The sequence below is a fragment of the Centipeda flueggei ATCC 43531 genome (genome assembly GCF_000160695.1).
Lineage (GTDB): Bacteria > Bacillota > Negativicutes > Selenomonadales > Selenomonadaceae > Centipeda > Centipeda flueggei.
Map to the genome: position 1 here is coordinate 713,808 of NZ_GG694006.1, position 15,111 is coordinate 728,918.

Sequence of the window (15,111 nt, forward strand, 5' to 3'; positions counted from 1 at the left end):
AGAGGTATGTTTCCATCTGTAAAGAAACATACCTCTGCGCAGTTGACTTACTTCTGCAATCCGTCGTTCTGCGCAATCACATCGAGGAAGATGAGCGGCTCATCCTTCTCGTTGCGAAGTGCATGGGATTGTCCGGCACGCGCAATGGTAATATCGCCCGCATGGACAACGGTATCGTTGCCGTCGCCATCTGTGAAGATCCCCTCGCCCGAGATAATGATGTACGCATCCTCATTCACGCCGTGCTTATGCAGACCGATCGACGATCCCTTTTCAAGGCGCATCCAGCCGATCTCCTTGATCGCCTGTTCCGGCTTTGCCATGTCGCGCGTGAATGAGAACAATCCGTGAAGTGTTCCCTTACCGCCTGCAACATCCTGCTTGTCGAGGACGATGAGTTCATCCTTCTGGAAGCACTGCTGCACAGTGCGGTCCTGTGCCTCCTCTGCAAATGCCGTTGCACTGAGCATCAGACAGCTGAGTGCCATTGCCGCTGCGATTTTCTTCATCTTCATCACAATCCCACCCTTAAACAGAAAAGAACGATGCGGAAAGCAAAAAGGATAAACTCCCTTATGAAGATTCACAAGGGAGTTCACTCTTTATTGGTTCAGTCTGGCAGATGCCTTACATCATGCCGCCCATGCCGCCCATTCCGGGAGCACCGGCAGGAGCCGGGGCCTCAGGCTCGGGCTTATCCGTGACGAGCGTCTCGGTGGTGAGCACCATTGCCGCAATGGACGCCGCATTCTGCAGGGCAGAGCGCGTGACCTTCGCCGGGTCGACAATGCCTGCGCCGATCATGTCGACGTAGGTGTTCTCGAGTGCATTGAAACCAACGCCGTCGCCCGCCTTCTTTACGCTGTCGACAACGACTGAGCCCTCAAGACCTGCGTTTTCAGCGATCTGACGTACTGGTTCCTCGATCGCACGGCGTACGATCTCAACACCAACCTTGACGTCACCCTCAGCATTCAGCTTGTCGAGCGCCGGGAGGATATCGATGAACGTTGTGCCGCCGCCGGCAACGATGCCTTCCTCGACTGCCGCACGCGTTGCATTGAGTGCATCCTCAACGCGATACTTCTTGTCCTTCATCTCGACTTCTGTCGCTGCGCCGATCTCGACCACAGCAACACCGCCCGCGAGTTTCGCAAGGCGCTCCTGCAGCTTCTCACGATCGAAGTCGGACGTAGTCTCTGCGATCTGCTTCTTCAGCTGAGCTACGCGTGCGGAGATCTGTGCCTTGTCGCCCGCCCCGTCAACAATCGTCGTCTCCTCCTTCGAGGAACGAACTTGGCGTGCACGGCCGAGATCTTCGAGCGTCACGCTGTCCAGCTTGCGGCCGACCTCTTCACTGATGACCGTGCCGCCCGTGAGGATAGCGATGTCCTCAAGCATTGCCTTGCGGCGGTCACCAAAGCCCGGAGCCTTCACGGCAAGAGCCTTGAACGTGCCGCGCAGCTTGTTGACAACAATGGTTGCAAGAGCCTCGCCGTCGAGATCCTCAGCGATAATGACGATCTGTTTGCCCTGCTTTACGACCTGCTCCAGAACGGGCAGGATGTCAGCGACTGCGGAGATCTTACGGTCCGTGATGAGCACATAGGGATCATCCATGACGGCTTCCATCTTGTCGGTATCTGTCACCATGTACGGGGAGATATAGCCGCGGTCGAACTGCATGCCTTCAACAACGGAGAGATTCGTGTCCATCGTCTTGGACTCTTCAACTGTGATAACGCCGTCCTTGCCGACCTTCTCCATCGCCTCAGCAATGAGCTCGCCAACCTCGGAATCAGCGGAGGAAATCGAAGCAACCTGTGCAATCTTTGCCTTCGTTTCGACCTTTTGTGCCTTGTTCTTAATTTCCTCGACCAACGTCTTGACCGCCATATCGATGCCCTTCTTGACGATCATCGGGTTGGCGCCCGCAACGACGTTGCGCATGCCTTCCCGAATCATCGCCTGAGCAAGAAGCGTTGCCGTTGTCGTACCATCGCCGGCGATATCGTTCGTCTTCGTCGCGACTTCCTTCACGAGCTGCGCGCCCATGTTCTCGAACGGATCCTCGAGCTCGATGTCACGCGCGATCGTCACACCGTCATTCGTGATCGTCGGTGCGCCGTACTTCTTATCGAGAACGACGTTGCGCCCCTTCGGACCAAGCGTTACCTTTACAGCATTTGCCAGTGCATCGACACCGCGACCAAGTGCGCGGCGCGCCTCTTCGTCAAACAGAATCTGCTTTGCCATTTATATTGCCTCCAAATATCATCTATTAAAGGATTGCCAGGATATCGCTCTCACGAACGATGAGGTAATCCTTATCATCAACCTTAATCTCAGAGCCAGAATACTTCGAGAAGACAACGTTGTCGCCCGCCTTGACTTCAAGGCCTGCACGCTGACCATTGTCGAGGAGCTTGCCCGCACCGACGGCAACGACCTTGCCCTTTTGCGGCTTCTCTTTCGCTGTGTCGGGGAGCACAATGCCGCTCGCCGTCGTAACATCGCTCTCTGCGACTTCAATGACAACACGTTCGCCCAATGGCTTAATCATGGTATCTTTCCTCCTGCTTCATCCAAAATCTTTTGTGTTAGCACTCTCATTCACCGAGTGCTAACTCACGATGTTTATAGTAAATGTTTTAAGTCAAAAAGTCAATAGTTTTTTTTGAAAAAAGTCAAAAAAACAATTTCGTAAAAATAACCGTGCGGCTTCAATCAAATGAAAACACACAGCAGTTTGGCGCCAACAGCCCTGCCGTCCTTGTTGCAAACACTTTGCTGTGCAGGTGGCCGGGCACCTGTCTGCCGAATGTCTGCAGATTCCTAAACGGGCTTTGCTTGAACAACGCAATGGGCAGAGGCAGAACGTATTCTCTCTCCGCTTGTCCCATTAAGTTTTGCTCTAAGGAATTGTCAACGAGAACCAGACGAGAAAGCTGCATCAAGATAGGGGTTGAACGGGTCCGTACGTTCCTTGCATCTTCTTTACTGGAACTGGCCCGCGCGAGAGTGCAATCGCCCCCGTACGCGCAATTTCGATGATGCCGTAGTCCGAAAGCAGCTCGGAAAGTGCGTCAATCTTCTTCGCGTCACCCGTCAGCTCCACGACGACATTCTCTGCACCGACATCGACGATGCGTGCACGGAAGATATTCACCACATCAATGATCTCTGCGCGGTTCTCCTTCGTTGCGTGCACCTTGATGAGCACAAGTTCGCGCGTGATGGATTCGAACTGTGTGAGGTTGACGATCTTCACCACATCGATGAGCTTGGAGAGCTGTGTCACAACCTGACGCAATTCGTTCTCCGAGGCAACGGATACGACGATATTGATGCGGGTGACGGAAGTCTCCTCCGTATAGCCCGCGGAAATGCTCTCGATGTTGAAGGCACGGCGGCTGATGAGTCCCGCGATATGCGTCAGAACGCCCGGCTTGTTGTCGACAAGGACGGCAAGTAAGTATTTATCCATCTTATCTTCCTCCCAGCACCATCTGGTCGAGACGTTTTCCGCCAGGTACCATCGGCACAACATCCGCCTCCTCGGGGACGATGACATCGATGAGACGCGCGCCCTTTTCACGCAGCACATGGGGAAGAACGCGTTCCAGTTCCTCACTCGTCTCAATGCGGCACCCGTCTACCCCCATCGCCGCAGCAAGCCGGACAAAGTCCGTCTTGCCCTTCAGCTCCGAAGCGGAGTAGTGGTGACTGTAAAAGAGCCGCTGCCACTGCCCGACCATGCCGAGGATGGAGTTGTGTACGATGACGACCTTCACATCGATGTCGTTGTCCGCCATCGTCGCAAACTCCTGACAGTTCATCATGATGCTGCCGTCGCCAGTAATCAGCACAACCTCCTTGTCAGGGCGGGCAAGCTTCGCCCCGATTGCCGCAGGAAGCCCATACCCCATCGTGCCAAGTCCGCCTGATGTGAGGAAGCGGCGCGGCTCCGTACAGCCAAAGAACTGTGCCGCCCACATCTGATGCTGTCCCACATCCGTGACGCAGATGGCATCCGCGCCGACGATCTCGCGCACGCGGTGCAGCAGCGCTTCCGGGCGGATCTCCGCGCTCTCCTTCCATCCGAGCGGATGCTTTTTCTCCATTGTGAGCACCGTCTCACGCCAAGGGGTCACGCGTGACCGCAGGTCCGCCGCGGAAGAGCGCACAGCCTCCAAGAATGCGGGCAGGCTCTCACGCAGATCACCGAGAACGGGGATATCCGTGCGGACATTTTTATTGAACTCTGCCGGATCTATGTCAAAGTGTACGATGCGTGCTTTCGGCGCGAACTCCGCCGCCGTACCCGTCACACGATCACTGAAGCGCGTCCCGACAGCGAGCAGAAGATCGCACTCCTGGATTGCCATATTGGAGGCGTAGGTGCCGTGCATCCCCGCCATGCCCGTATACCCCTCTGTCCCGGCAGAGACGCCGCCGAGCCCCATCAAGGTGGATACAACAGGCATTCCCGTCAACGTAAGCAGTTCACGCACATACGCCGCCGTATCCGACAAGATAACGCCGCCGCCGACAAAGAGCAGCGGGCGCTCTGCTGTACGGAGTGCATCTGCAGCACGGCCAACAGCATCCGTATCCAGAAGAACACTGCCGCTGTATCCGCGCAGTGCAGCAGCAGCAGGAGCAGCAAAATCGATGGATGCATCAAATACATCCTTTGCCACATCGATGACAACAACACCGGGACGCCCCGTCCGTGCGATATAAAAGGCTTCCTTTATCACGCGCGGAAGATCGTTCACATCCTTGACGAGATAGTTATGCTTCGTAATTGGTGTTGTGACGCCGACGATATCCGCCTCCTGAAAGGAATCCTTACCAATATACGGATTGGCAACCTGTCCTGTGATGCAGACCATCGGAACAGAGTCCATATTCGCTGTGGCAATCCCCGTCACGAGATTCGTCGCGCCTGGACCCGAAGTCGCAAAAACGACGCCAACCTTGCCCGATGCACGTGCGTAGCCATCCGCCGCATGTGCTGCGCCCTGCTCATGACGCGCGAGGATGTGCGGAAACTGCATTTTATATACTTCATCGTACAGCGTGAGGACGGCACCGCCGGGATAGCCAAAGACAACCTCAACGCCTTCCTGCCGAAGGCTCACCAAAAGAGCCCGTGCTCCATTCATCACCAATCGAATTCCTCCTTTATATAGCGTGCATTATAGAGCATTCCCGCCCATTTGACAAGGAACGTGCTCACCGATGCTCCCCGGCCAGTGCTATCGCATAGACCCGCCTTGCCCCGCCATGGTGCAGAACGCGTGCACACTCCGTGAGTGTCGCCCCCGTCGTCATAATGTCGTCAACAAGCAGGATGTCTTTCCCCTGCACATCGGCATCTGCCGCGAGAGCAAATGCACCGCGCAGCTCCTGCCGCCGCTCCATGCGTGTCATCTCATAGAGCGGAGCGGTCTCACGCGTACGGACAAGGACAGATACAAAAGGGATTCCATGCGCGGCGAACCACGCAGAAAAAAGCTCCTCAGTCTGATTAAAGCCGCGCTCTTTCTTCCGTTCCTGTGCGAGTGGAACGGGCACGGCAAGAAGCGGCGACGGAAGATCGGACAGCACGCCCTCTCCCTCCGTGAGAATCGTACGCAGCACGGTGAGCGCCGATCTTTTTTTGCGGTATTTCAGTGCACGCAGAAGATCACGAACGCCCTCACGGTAATGTGCCAGCACCCAAGTGCCCGCGAGCTGTTCCGCCGCCATGCCCCCACCGATGATGCGGCGCACGCCGATAAGACGCTGCGCACAGGAAGTGCAGAAACCACACCGCTCCACATAGGCATGGCAGGACGGACAGTGCGGCGGAAATAAAAAATCCAGAAAAACGGAAAACAACGCATCTCCTCCATTACGACACAAGTACCGCATTTGTATCTGCGAGCTGTGCCATGATTCAGACGCTTTTGGATAAAAAATCTATTGCATTCCCACTCTGTTTATGATATGATAAATGCAGAAAGAGATATATCTCCTAACGACATAAATGGAAGAAAGGAGAATGTCTATTGACACAAATCCTTCGGTGCGGCGGCATTATCTCCTGACCGGGATGCATCTTTGAAGACGGAACGGAGCCTGCGTTTGTAGGTGCTCCATTGGCATCGTGTCATGAGTGCCGACCAAACCTGTCGTCCCTGAGAACAAAACGGACGACTTCGCGTTACTGTACGATTCGTTCTTTCGAAAACCACGCGCGCAACTTGGATGATACAGAGATCTCCAAAACGGTTTCAGCTGAACGTACAATATGCGGCTGTACAGATACATGCGGTTTCTCTGTACGGCAAAGGTGAACACAACTAAATAAGGATGTAGAAACATATTTATGGTATCTGCTGAGTAAAACCGGCAGCTTGCTCGAAACAGAGCGGCTGTCGGTTTTCTGTCGCCTGATCTATGCATGGGTATGTATATGAGCATTCTGCCCTATACATAGACGATATCCCCACCGCTTGCCTTGCGCAGTCGATTCATGATCGCAAGTCCGAGGCCAACTGCCCCTGTTCCCTCAGCAAGAAGAGAAGTGGCCGCCGTATCATCGAAATGACGGAGTGCATCGTAGAGGCAGGAAGCGAAAGCACTGTGATTGCCTCGCGCGCCGCAATGATAGGTGTACACTGCAGGGATGAGTCCCTTGAGTGCCGTAATGGTCTCATTGCTTGCGATCAGTGCGGGCCGCTCCCCTGCTGCCGTGCGGCGCAGGATCTCCTCCCGCAGTGCTCCTGTGACATCGGATCCCGTTCCTGCAAAGACTGTGAGCGGCACGCGCGGCGCATAGTGCGTATACTTCATACCAGGGGCACGCGGCGCGGCGTTCTCCGAGGAGAGTGCCGTATCCATCCGCACCTCGATGTGCGGAAACTCCGCCGCAATCATTTCGTACGTCACCGCACCGGGGCGCAGAATCGTAACACGCCCTTCCTCCGTGCAGTCAACGATGGTGGACTCTACGCCAAAACTGCAGCTTCCGCCGTCGAGGATAAGCGGGATACGCCCAGCCATGTCCGCATAAACCATCGCCGCCGCCGTCGGGCTCGGCCGCCCCGATGTGTTCGCGGAGGGCGCGGCGATCGGTACACCGGCCGCACGGATGAATCGCCGTGCGATATCATGGGCGGGACAACGCACCCCCACCGTCGACAGTCCGCCCGTGACCAGCGGCGGAACATGCACGGCTTTCGGTACAACCACGGTGATGGGTCCCGGGGCAAATGCAGTGAGCAAATGCGCCGCCGTGGACGGCACCGCCTCTGCCGTCTCATTCAGCATGGAGAGATCGGCAATATGGAGAATGAGCGGATTATCGGAGGGCCGCCCCTTTGCCTCATAGATTCGGGCACACGCCGCCGCATCGAGTCCATTCGCGCCCAATCCATAGACGGTCTCTGTGGGGAACGCGACAAGCTGTCCATCGCGAATCAGCGCTGCGGCGCGCGCAATGTCTTTCTCCAATACAGGAGAACAAACTTCCGTCTCCATTTTTCTCCTTCCTCTTACCCCGCCTCACCGATCACCACACGCTCAATCCCCGCCAAATCGCGCCGCATCGCTGTCCGCACGATGCGTGGATGCGCTGCCATAAGCGATGCAACATCTGCCGCCTCATGAATGCCCACCTCGACGGCAATGATGCCGCCCTCCTTCAAGAGATCAGGTGCATCCGCCATGAGCTGCCGATAAACGCTGAGCCCATCCGCTCCGCCGTCAAGGGCAAGATGCGGCTCATGGCTGCGCACCTCCTCCATCAATGTATCCACCTCCGCCGTTGGAATATACGGCGGATTCGAAAGGATCATATCATAACTCCGCCCAAGGAGCGGTACAGCGAGGTCACCAATCAGTATCTCGATGCGGCTCATCAGGCCGAGTGCCATTGCGTTCTCCGCAGTGACGGCAGCCGCCTCAGGCGAAATGTCCACGGCATCCGCACGCGTCCCCTCTGTATAGTTCAGAACAGAGAGTGCAATCGCGCCCGTTCCCGTGCCGATATCAGCAAAACGCAGCTCCTCCATCCCTGCCGACGCACGCGCACGCAGGGTATCCACGGCGAACTGCGCCAGAATCTCCGTATCGGGACGTGGGATGAGCGTATCGCGCGTAACGCGGAAGGGCAGCCCCATGAACTCCCGTCTGCCCAGTATGTAGGCAATCGGCACGTGCCTCCCGCGCTCCTTCACATAGCCGCGAAACGCCGCCAGTTCCGCCGGCTCGAGCGGCTCGTCAAAATGCACGTAGAGATACATGCGATCCCGATGAAGAGCTTCGGCAAGCAAAACCTCTGCATCAAGGCGCGGTGTATCAATGCCGCCCATACGAAAAAAATCCGTCGTCCACGCAAGCAGATCCTGTATTGTCCATACACGCTCCGCCATCAGTGTACCTGTTTTAGGCGCTGTGCCTGATCTGCCGTAATCAGCCCTGCCAGCAGCTCATCCAGCTCGCCGTCCATCACCGCATCAATTTTATAGAGCGTCAGCCCGATGCGGTGGTCGGTCACGCGCCCCTGCGGGAAATTGTAGGTACGGATGCGTTCGCTGCGGTCGCCCGAGCCCACCTGACTGCGGCGGTCTGCGGCAACGGCATCCGCCTGCTCCTGCTGTGCGCGGTCATAGAGACGCGCCCGCAGCACCTTCATTGCCTTCTCACGATTTTTCAGCTGGGATTTCTCGTCCTGGCACTGGACGACGATGCCTGTTGGGATATGCGTGATACGGATCGCCGTCTCCGTACGGTTGACGTACTGCCCGCCCGCCCCCGACGCACAGTAGGTGTCAATGCGCAGATCATTCGGATCAATCGTCACCTCGACCTCCTCTGCCTCAGGCAGGACAGCGACCGTCACCGCCGAGGTGTGGATGCGTCCGCCGGACTCCGTGACGGGAATGCGCTGGACGCGATGCGTTCCGCTTTCATATTTGAGCTTGCTGTATGCAGCAGTACCGCTGACGAGAAAAGTGATCTCCTTGAATCCGCCGATCTCCGTTGGATTGCTGCTGAGCACCTCCGTCCGCCAGCCTTGCCGCTCGGCATAACGCACATACATGCGAAAGAGGCTTGCCGCAAAAAGAGCTGCTTCTTCACCGCCCACACCGCCGCGAATTTCAACGATGACATTTTTTTCGTCGTTCGGGTCACGCGGCAGGAGGAGAATCGGCAGCTCGGCAGCGAGGCGGTCGCGCTCCGCCTCCGCCGCCGCGATTTCCTCCGTGAGCATCGCCTTCATCTCGGCATCTGCCTCGGAGAGCATCTCCTTATCCTCATCAATGATGGCAAGCGCCCGTCGATAGGCTTGGTACGCCTCGACAATCGGCGTGAGTGCTGCGTGCTCGCGCGTATAACGCTGCCACGCTTCCATATCCGCCATCACGGACGGATCGCTCAGCAGGGTCTCGAGCTCACGGTATTTATCTGCCACTGCGGCAAGTTTGCTTAACACGTTGTCTCCTCACTTTGATTCCGGTAATTTCCGCTGCCCGCCGGAATATCCTCCTCCGGCAGTACCGCCTTCAACGACTCGATTGCCACCTCGATCATCTCATCAGCAGGCGGTCGTGTCGTCAGATACTGCAGCCAGAGTCCCGGCGTGATGAGCGTATGCACGATGCGGCTCTCACTGCGCCCCGCAAAGCGGATGATCTCGTAGGAGACCCCCGCAACAACAGGCAGGATCGCGAGACGGCTCAGAATACGCAGCCAGAGATCGGGCCACCCGAAGAAGACGTGAAAAACGATGGCAACCACCATGACGATGAGCAGAAAGTTTGTTCCGCAGCGCGGATGCAGACGCGGAAATTTCTGCACGTTCTCCACGGTCAGTGCCTCTCCTGCCTCGTAGCAATGGATCGTCTTGTGCTCCGCACCGTGGTATTGGAACACGCGGCGAATGCCGCCCATAAAGGAAATCCCCCAGATATAGAGGAGGAACACCAGAAGGCGGATACCTCCCTCAATGAGGTTGAATACGATGGGATCATCCGTGTACGCCGCCGCAAGATGCGCCGCGCCGGTCGGAATCACGATGAAAAGGAGGCTCGCAAGGACGAGGGCAAAGAGGATCGTCATCGCGATTTCCTTCTTCGTCATCTGCTCGTTCTCCTCTCCAGCCGCCTGTGCTGAAAAGGAGAGCGCACGCATTCCGATGATGAGCGACTCCACCATGATGACCGAACCGCGCACGAGCGGCAGGTTGAGGATGGGATAACGGTCGCGGATAGAGGAAACGGTACGCGTCTCGACATCGATGTCACCGCTTGGCAGGCGCACGGCGGTCGCTGTCTTTGATGCATTGCGCATCATTACCCCCTCAATGACCGCCTGACCCCCGACGGCAAGATCTGTCATTTTCTTTGGCATAGTTTTCCTTTATCGAAAATTTTCATATATCAAAAAAGACGACTGCACGATCTCTCGCACAATCGTCCCTCCCTGTTTTCGTGCACGAGGAATCACCGGAGTATTTCGCGATGATTCCTTAACAGGCAAGGCGCAATGCACCCTACCGCCGTCACTATTTCTTTGCGTAGCGTTTCTGGAACTTCTCGATGCGCCCGCCCGCCTGGACGTCACGCTGACGTCCCGTGAAGAACGGATGGCACTTGGAGCAGACATCGATACGCAGATCCTTCTTCGTCGAGCCGGTCTTGAACGTATTGCCGCAGCCGCACGTCACCGTCGCCTCGAAGTACTCGGGATGAATACCTTCCTTCATGTTGATACACCTCGTTTCTTTTGCCGGATACAAGCACCCTTGTGTGCGCTTGGTTGAACTCGGCTGTCTCGCCGAGAACGAGTCATGGAAACAAACGCCCTGCGTTCATTACCGCGCAAGTATAGCATAAAATATCGATGCGCGCAAGGGCTACTCCAACTTACTGTGGATGATGCGTGCCAAACGTGTACCGAAGAAGAAATTCCAAATCCACTTGACTGAGACGGTAAAGTCCGCATACCTCCCCGCAAGTCGGATGAGATGAACGAGCATCCACGCAAACCATGCAAAGAATCCGCTTGCTTTGATATTAAAGCCGAGCACGGGCATCGGGCCGTTCATGACCGCCTCGCCCCTGCCGATCGTCGCCATTGCGCCGAGATCGTGATAGACAAACTTGCCGAGCTGGTCCGGCGTTTTTCCCGCGATAAGCGCCATGATGTTCGTCTTGACCTGCATTGCTTCCTGTGTCGCCACGGGCGCGACCGTGGGGAGAGGACGCTCCGTCCCATGCTGGAAGTTTGCACAGTCACCGATCGCAAAGACGCAGTCACTGCCCTTCACGAGGAGGTTCTCCTCAACGATGACGCGTCCCGCACGATCAACCTCACCGCCGCAGTCCTTGATGAAGTCCTGCGCACGCACACCTGCTGCCCAGATCACCGTCTTGGTTGGGATGATCTCTCCGTCCTTAAGGACGAGGTCATTGCCGTCGTATGCCGTTACCGCCGTGTTAAGGCGGACATCAACGCCCTTTTTGCGCAGAACGTCGATCGTATGCTGCTGCAGATCGGGCGGCACCATCGGCAGGACGGAGCCCATCGCCTCAAGCAGAGTAACGTGCACCTCGGAGAAATCGATGGTATGGAACTCCTTCTTGAATACATCGATGAGTTCCACGATCGCGCCTGCCATCTCAATGCCCGTCGCACCGCCGCCGACAATGACAAAGTTGAGGTGACGAAGGCGCTCTTCTGTATGGGATGGATCCGTCTTCTTCGAGGCGCGCTCGAACTCATGCACAATATGTCCGCGCAGGGCAATCGCCTCCTGCAGCGTCTTCATCCCATAAGAGTTGCGTGCGACACTCTCGTTTCCGAAAAAGTTCGTCGTGCCGCCCGCTGCAAGGACGAGGTAATCGTAGGAGATCTCGCCGTGATCCGTCAGCAGCACGCGCCGCCCCTGATCGACCCCCGTCGCCTTTGCCATAAAGAAATTAACATTGTTGTTGTTCCGGAAAAACGCACGCGTCGGATAGGCAATCTCAGATGCAGAGAGCACTGCCGTACTCACCTGATAGAGGAGCGGCTGAAAGAGATGGTAATTGTGGCGGTCAACCAGTGTAATTTGTACATTCTCCTTGGCGAGTTCCTTGGCAAGATGAACTCCTCCAAAACCGGCACCAACGATGACGACGTGTTTCTGATCCGCCATGATAAACCCCTCTCCTTATTATAAAAGTGAAAAAAATCACATGGTCAAACCATACCCCATTTACGAAGAAAGTACATCCTATGTCCCCTCCGCATATCGTACATCATATCACATTTCAGGGGAAATTCAATAGAACTTTTTTCACAGACCTGCGGCAAATTTATCTTTTTCCCGGTACCGCATGCATCGCTCGGCGCATCCGTTCCTCAATGATACGCAGACGAATCATAAGAAGAAGTGCACCGACGACGATGCCGCCGATGAGGCCGATCCAGTATCCATATGGTCCAACTCCCATACACTCAGCGAGTACATAACCGCTCGGCAGTCCAATCCCCCAAAATGAAAGTACGGCGAGCCAGAACGTCACAGTGACATCTTTGTATCCCCGCAGGGCCCCCTGCAGCGGTGCATTGACACAGTCGCTGAACTGCATGAGGAGCGCATAGAGAAGAAATACCCGCAGAAGTTTCTGTACCTCCGGATTCGTCGTGTAGAGCGCGGCAACGGCATCGCGCATTGCTGCAAGGATGAGTGCAATGGCTCCGACAAAGATAAGGGTTAATACACGGCTGAGTCGGATGTAGGCACGCGCGCCGCTCTCACGCCCACCACCGATTTCAAAACCAACAAGGATCGTGATCGCCATGGAGACCGAGAGCGGCAGCATATAAACGATCGTTGTGAAGTTCATTGCCGCTTGGTGGGCCGCGAGCACAGTTGTCCCATACGCCGCCATGAGGAGCCCTACTGCACCAAAGATGCTCTGCTCGCAGAAGATGGTCAGCCCGATCGGAATACAGATTTTCAGCAGCTTCCACCAGTCGTGCAGAAGGGGCTTCGGCGGGCGCGCAAACACATGATAGCGCGCAAACTGCTTGATCGAGAGTGCGACAATAATATTCAGCACAAGGAACACACCATAACTCAGTGCCGCACCAAGCCCCGCCCCCGCACCGCCGAACGCGGGCACGCCGAACACTCCGTACATAAAAACGTAATTCAGTACGATATTGATGGGAATGGTCGCCATCGTGATGTACATAGTGAGATGCGTCCGTCCATGCGCATCAATAAGGTTGCGCAGAACAACGGCAGGCGCAACCGGCAGCAGTCCAAATGATATATAGGAGAGATATTCCATTGTGATGTCTTCGACGACAGGGTCGAGCGCAAGTGCATGAACAAATGCCGGAACGGTCAAAACACCAAGGACGAGGATGAGCACAGCAAGAAGCGTCGCCCAGTAGAAGCTCTGCTGAACGACGCTCCGAATCGCGCGCATCTGCCGCGCGCCGTAGTGCTGTGCAATCACGGGAGTCAGCCCCGAGATAAGTCCCATAAAAGCGCCGAATATGGGGAAGAAAATGCTCGCCCCGACCGCAATGCCCGCGAGATCCTCCTTGCTGATATGCCCTGCCATGACAGTGTTGAAGAAGCCCGGCGCCATGAGAGAAATCTGTGTAATAAGGATCGGAAAGAGCACGATGAAGAACTGCCACGCACGCGCCGGATAGCCGTGAACCTCCTTCAAGGTCCCCCTCCTTTCACCACAAGTCTATATTGTCCTTAACCAAAGTAGTCGGCAATGCCGTCAGCGATCCCCTGCGCAATCTTCTTTACCCCGGTTTCACTGTTCATCATACGTTCCTCGTCCGCGTTCGAGATGAAGGAGATCTCCACAAGTGTTGCGGGCATATCCGTATGCTTGACCACGTAGAAATTACAGGTCTGTGTTCCGCGGTCGAGGGTTCCGATGGAATCAATGAGCGCAGTACGTACACAATCAGCAAGACGTTTGGACTGCTCCGATCCTTTCACATAGTAGTAGGCGGTCGTTCCCTTTACGTCACGATTGGTGAAAGCATCTGCATGAATGGAAAGGAAGATATCCGCCCCTGCACGGTTGGCAATATCACACCGCGCCTCAAGTTCCTCGACCGCAGTGGCGTTTGCCCCCTTAACAGAGACTTCCGTATCGGCCGATCGTGTGAGCACGACCGTCGCCCCCTCCGTTTCAAGGAGACGTTTCAGTTCACGGCTGACACGCATCGTGATATTCTTCTCCATGACCCCCGTCGGTCCGATCGCTCCCGAATCACTGCCGCCATGTCCGGGGTCTATGGCAATTTTTTTCCCCTTCAGTCCGGTAATGACGGCAATATCATGCCCTATGTCACCACCGTCCTCGGTGTCCTGTTCATCCGGCTGCTGCGGTTTTGGCAGCGGCGTCATTACGGGCGGTACTGTCTTGGGCGGTGCTGTTCTCCCGGCACCTGGCGCGGTGCCGAAATCCATAACAATACGCGGCTTTCCTCCATCCAGAGAAAAGGTCTTCCAGCCGCCCTTTCCCACTGATGTTTCCACCACAATACGCACCGTCTTTGCATCGAACTGTGCGACACGAATGGCGGAGACAAGCGATGAGTCCACCGTAATATTCTTCTTCAGCGTCGGCATAATCCACGCATTTTGGAGATCCAATACCACACGTGTCGGATTGGCGAGAACGATCTGCTTGTAGGCAACAGGATGATCAGAGTCCACGACAATACGGACATTGCCGTCAGTACGTCCGATGCGGATATTCGTAATCTTCGCCATGTCCTTCGCACGATCACTGAATGCAGCATCCGCTGTACCGGCAGGAAGCAGGATACTGAGCACCCCAATAAGTAATGCAGCAGACAATAAAAATATGCGGTGCAAGCGTATACCCCCTATCGGAAGCACCGTCCATCCCCATGGCCGAACTTCCAAAAAGCCTGCGAAGAGCTTTTCAGCAGCTTCGCAGGCTATCCCGTTACGGATAAATTCAATACCGTCATCTTAGCGCATTTTCCCATAGTCGGGCGAAAAATCTTCCGCAAGGCACCACGCCGCATCCGATTCTCCGCCTCGGCCGGATGAAAAAT

At 55.8% G+C, this 15,111-nt stretch carries 14 protein-coding genes; all 14 read right to left on the reverse strand.

What is annotated here, in order from left to right:
* Positions 1-47 precede the first annotated feature (47 nt).
* Positions 48-515, reverse strand: a complete 468-nt coding sequence (locus tag HMPREF0908_RS03355) for a cupin domain-containing protein (RefSeq protein WP_006690031.1) — start codon at positions 513-515, stop codon at positions 48-50.
* 112 nt (positions 516-627) lie between these two features.
* A complete protein-coding gene (gene groL, locus HMPREF0908_RS03360) occupies positions 628-2,256 on the reverse strand; it encodes a chaperonin GroEL (RefSeq protein WP_006690032.1) in 1,629 nt (542 codons plus the stop codon).
* A 25-nt stretch (positions 2,257-2,281) separates the two neighbouring features.
* On the reverse strand, positions 2,282-2,563 hold the full coding sequence (groES, locus tag HMPREF0908_RS03365; RefSeq protein WP_006690033.1) for a co-chaperone GroES: 282 nt from the start codon (positions 2,561-2,563) through the stop codon (positions 2,282-2,284).
* A 390-nt stretch (positions 2,564-2,953) separates the two neighbouring features.
* A complete protein-coding gene (ilvN, locus tag HMPREF0908_RS03375) occupies positions 2,954-3,487 on the reverse strand; it encodes an acetolactate synthase small subunit (RefSeq protein WP_006690035.1) in 534 nt (177 codons plus the stop codon).
* Position 3,488: 1 nt separating this feature from the next.
* The gene (gene ilvB, locus HMPREF0908_RS03380) at positions 3,489-5,171 is read right to left on the reverse strand and encodes a biosynthetic-type acetolactate synthase large subunit (protein ID WP_006690036.1); all 1,683 of its coding nucleotides are present in this window, start codon (positions 5,169-5,171) and stop codon (positions 3,489-3,491) included.
* Positions 5,172-5,241: 70 nt separating this feature from the next.
* Positions 5,242-5,889 carry a ComF family protein gene (locus tag HMPREF0908_RS03385; RefSeq protein ID WP_040572382.1) on the reverse strand — a complete coding sequence of 216 codons (648 nt, stop codon included), beginning with the start codon at positions 5,887-5,889 and terminating at the stop codon, positions 5,242-5,244.
* 591 nt (positions 5,890-6,480) lie between these two features.
* Positions 6,481-7,533 carry an L-threonylcarbamoyladenylate synthase gene (locus tag HMPREF0908_RS03390; protein ID WP_006690038.1) on the reverse strand — a complete coding sequence of 351 codons (1,053 nt, stop codon included), beginning with the start codon at positions 7,531-7,533 and terminating at the stop codon, positions 6,481-6,483.
* 14 nt (positions 7,534-7,547) lie between these two features.
* Complete coding sequence (prmC, locus tag HMPREF0908_RS03395) at positions 7,548-8,426, reverse strand: peptide chain release factor N(5)-glutamine methyltransferase (protein ID WP_006690039.1); 879 nt, start codon at positions 8,424-8,426, stop codon at positions 7,548-7,550.
* Complete coding sequence (prfA, locus tag HMPREF0908_RS03400) at positions 8,426-9,490, reverse strand: peptide chain release factor 1 (RefSeq protein WP_006690040.1); 1,065 nt, start codon at positions 9,488-9,490, stop codon at positions 8,426-8,428. Before prfA ends, prmC begins: the two co-directional genes overlap by 1 nt.
* The gene (locus HMPREF0908_RS03405) at positions 9,484-10,407 is read right to left on the reverse strand and encodes a DUF1385 domain-containing protein (RefSeq protein ID WP_006690041.1); all 924 of its coding nucleotides are present in this window, start codon (positions 10,405-10,407) and stop codon (positions 9,484-9,486) included. Before HMPREF0908_RS03405 ends, prfA begins: the two co-directional genes overlap by 7 nt.
* A gap of 154 nt (positions 10,408-10,561) precedes the next feature.
* Positions 10,562-10,762 (reverse strand): 50S ribosomal protein L31, encoded by a 201-nt coding sequence (gene rpmE / locus HMPREF0908_RS03410; protein WP_006690042.1) that lies wholly within the window; start codon positions 10,760-10,762, stop codon positions 10,562-10,564.
* A 150-nt stretch (positions 10,763-10,912) separates the two neighbouring features.
* On the reverse strand, positions 10,913-12,196 hold the full coding sequence (locus HMPREF0908_RS03415) for an NAD(P)/FAD-dependent oxidoreductase (RefSeq protein ID WP_006690043.1): 1,284 nt from the start codon (positions 12,194-12,196) through the stop codon (positions 10,913-10,915).
* 160 nt (positions 12,197-12,356) lie between these two features.
* Complete coding sequence (locus tag HMPREF0908_RS03420; RefSeq protein WP_006690044.1) at positions 12,357-13,730, reverse strand: MATE family efflux transporter; 1,374 nt, start codon at positions 13,728-13,730, stop codon at positions 12,357-12,359.
* 35 nt (positions 13,731-13,765) lie between these two features.
* On the reverse strand, positions 13,766-14,905 hold the full coding sequence (locus HMPREF0908_RS03425) for an N-acetylmuramoyl-L-alanine amidase (RefSeq protein WP_040572383.1): 1,140 nt from the start codon (positions 14,903-14,905) through the stop codon (positions 13,766-13,768).
* Between the last annotated feature and the right edge of the window lie 206 nt (positions 14,906-15,111).

Bases quoted from the DNA above. Each gene is read 5' to 3' on its own strand.
- HMPREF0908_RS03355 (WP_006690031.1), bottom strand. From the start codon at position 515: ATGAAGATGAAGAAAATCGCAGCGGCAATGGCACTCAGCTGTCTGATG.
- groL (WP_006690032.1), bottom strand. From the start codon at position 2,256: ATGGCAAAGCAGATTCTGTTTGACGAAGAGGCGCGCCGCGCACTTGGT.
- groES (WP_006690033.1), bottom strand. From the start codon at position 2,563: ATGATTAAGCCATTGGGCGAACGTGTTGTCATTGAAGTCGCAGAGAGC.
- ilvN (WP_006690035.1), bottom strand. From the start codon at position 3,487: ATGGATAAATACTTACTTGCCGTCCTTGTCGACAACAAGCCGGGCGTT.
- ilvB (WP_006690036.1), bottom strand. From the start codon at position 5,171: ATGAATGGAGCACGGGCTCTTTTGGTGAGCCTTCGGCAGGAAGGCGTT.
- HMPREF0908_RS03390 (WP_006690038.1), bottom strand. From the start codon at position 7,533: ATGGAGACGGAAGTTTGTTCTCCTGTATTGGAGAAAGACATTGCGCGC.
- prmC (WP_006690039.1), bottom strand. From the start codon at position 8,426: ATGGCGGAGCGTGTATGGACAATACAGGATCTGCTTGCGTGGACGACG.
- HMPREF0908_RS03405 (WP_006690041.1), bottom strand. From the start codon at position 10,407: ATGCCAAAGAAAATGACAGATCTTGCCGTCGGGGGTCAGGCGGTCATT.
- rpmE (WP_006690042.1), bottom strand. From the start codon at position 10,762: ATGAAGGAAGGTATTCATCCCGAGTACTTCGAGGCGACGGTGACGTGC.
- HMPREF0908_RS03415 (WP_006690043.1), bottom strand. From the start codon at position 12,196: ATGGCGGATCAGAAACACGTCGTCATCGTTGGTGCCGGTTTTGGAGGA.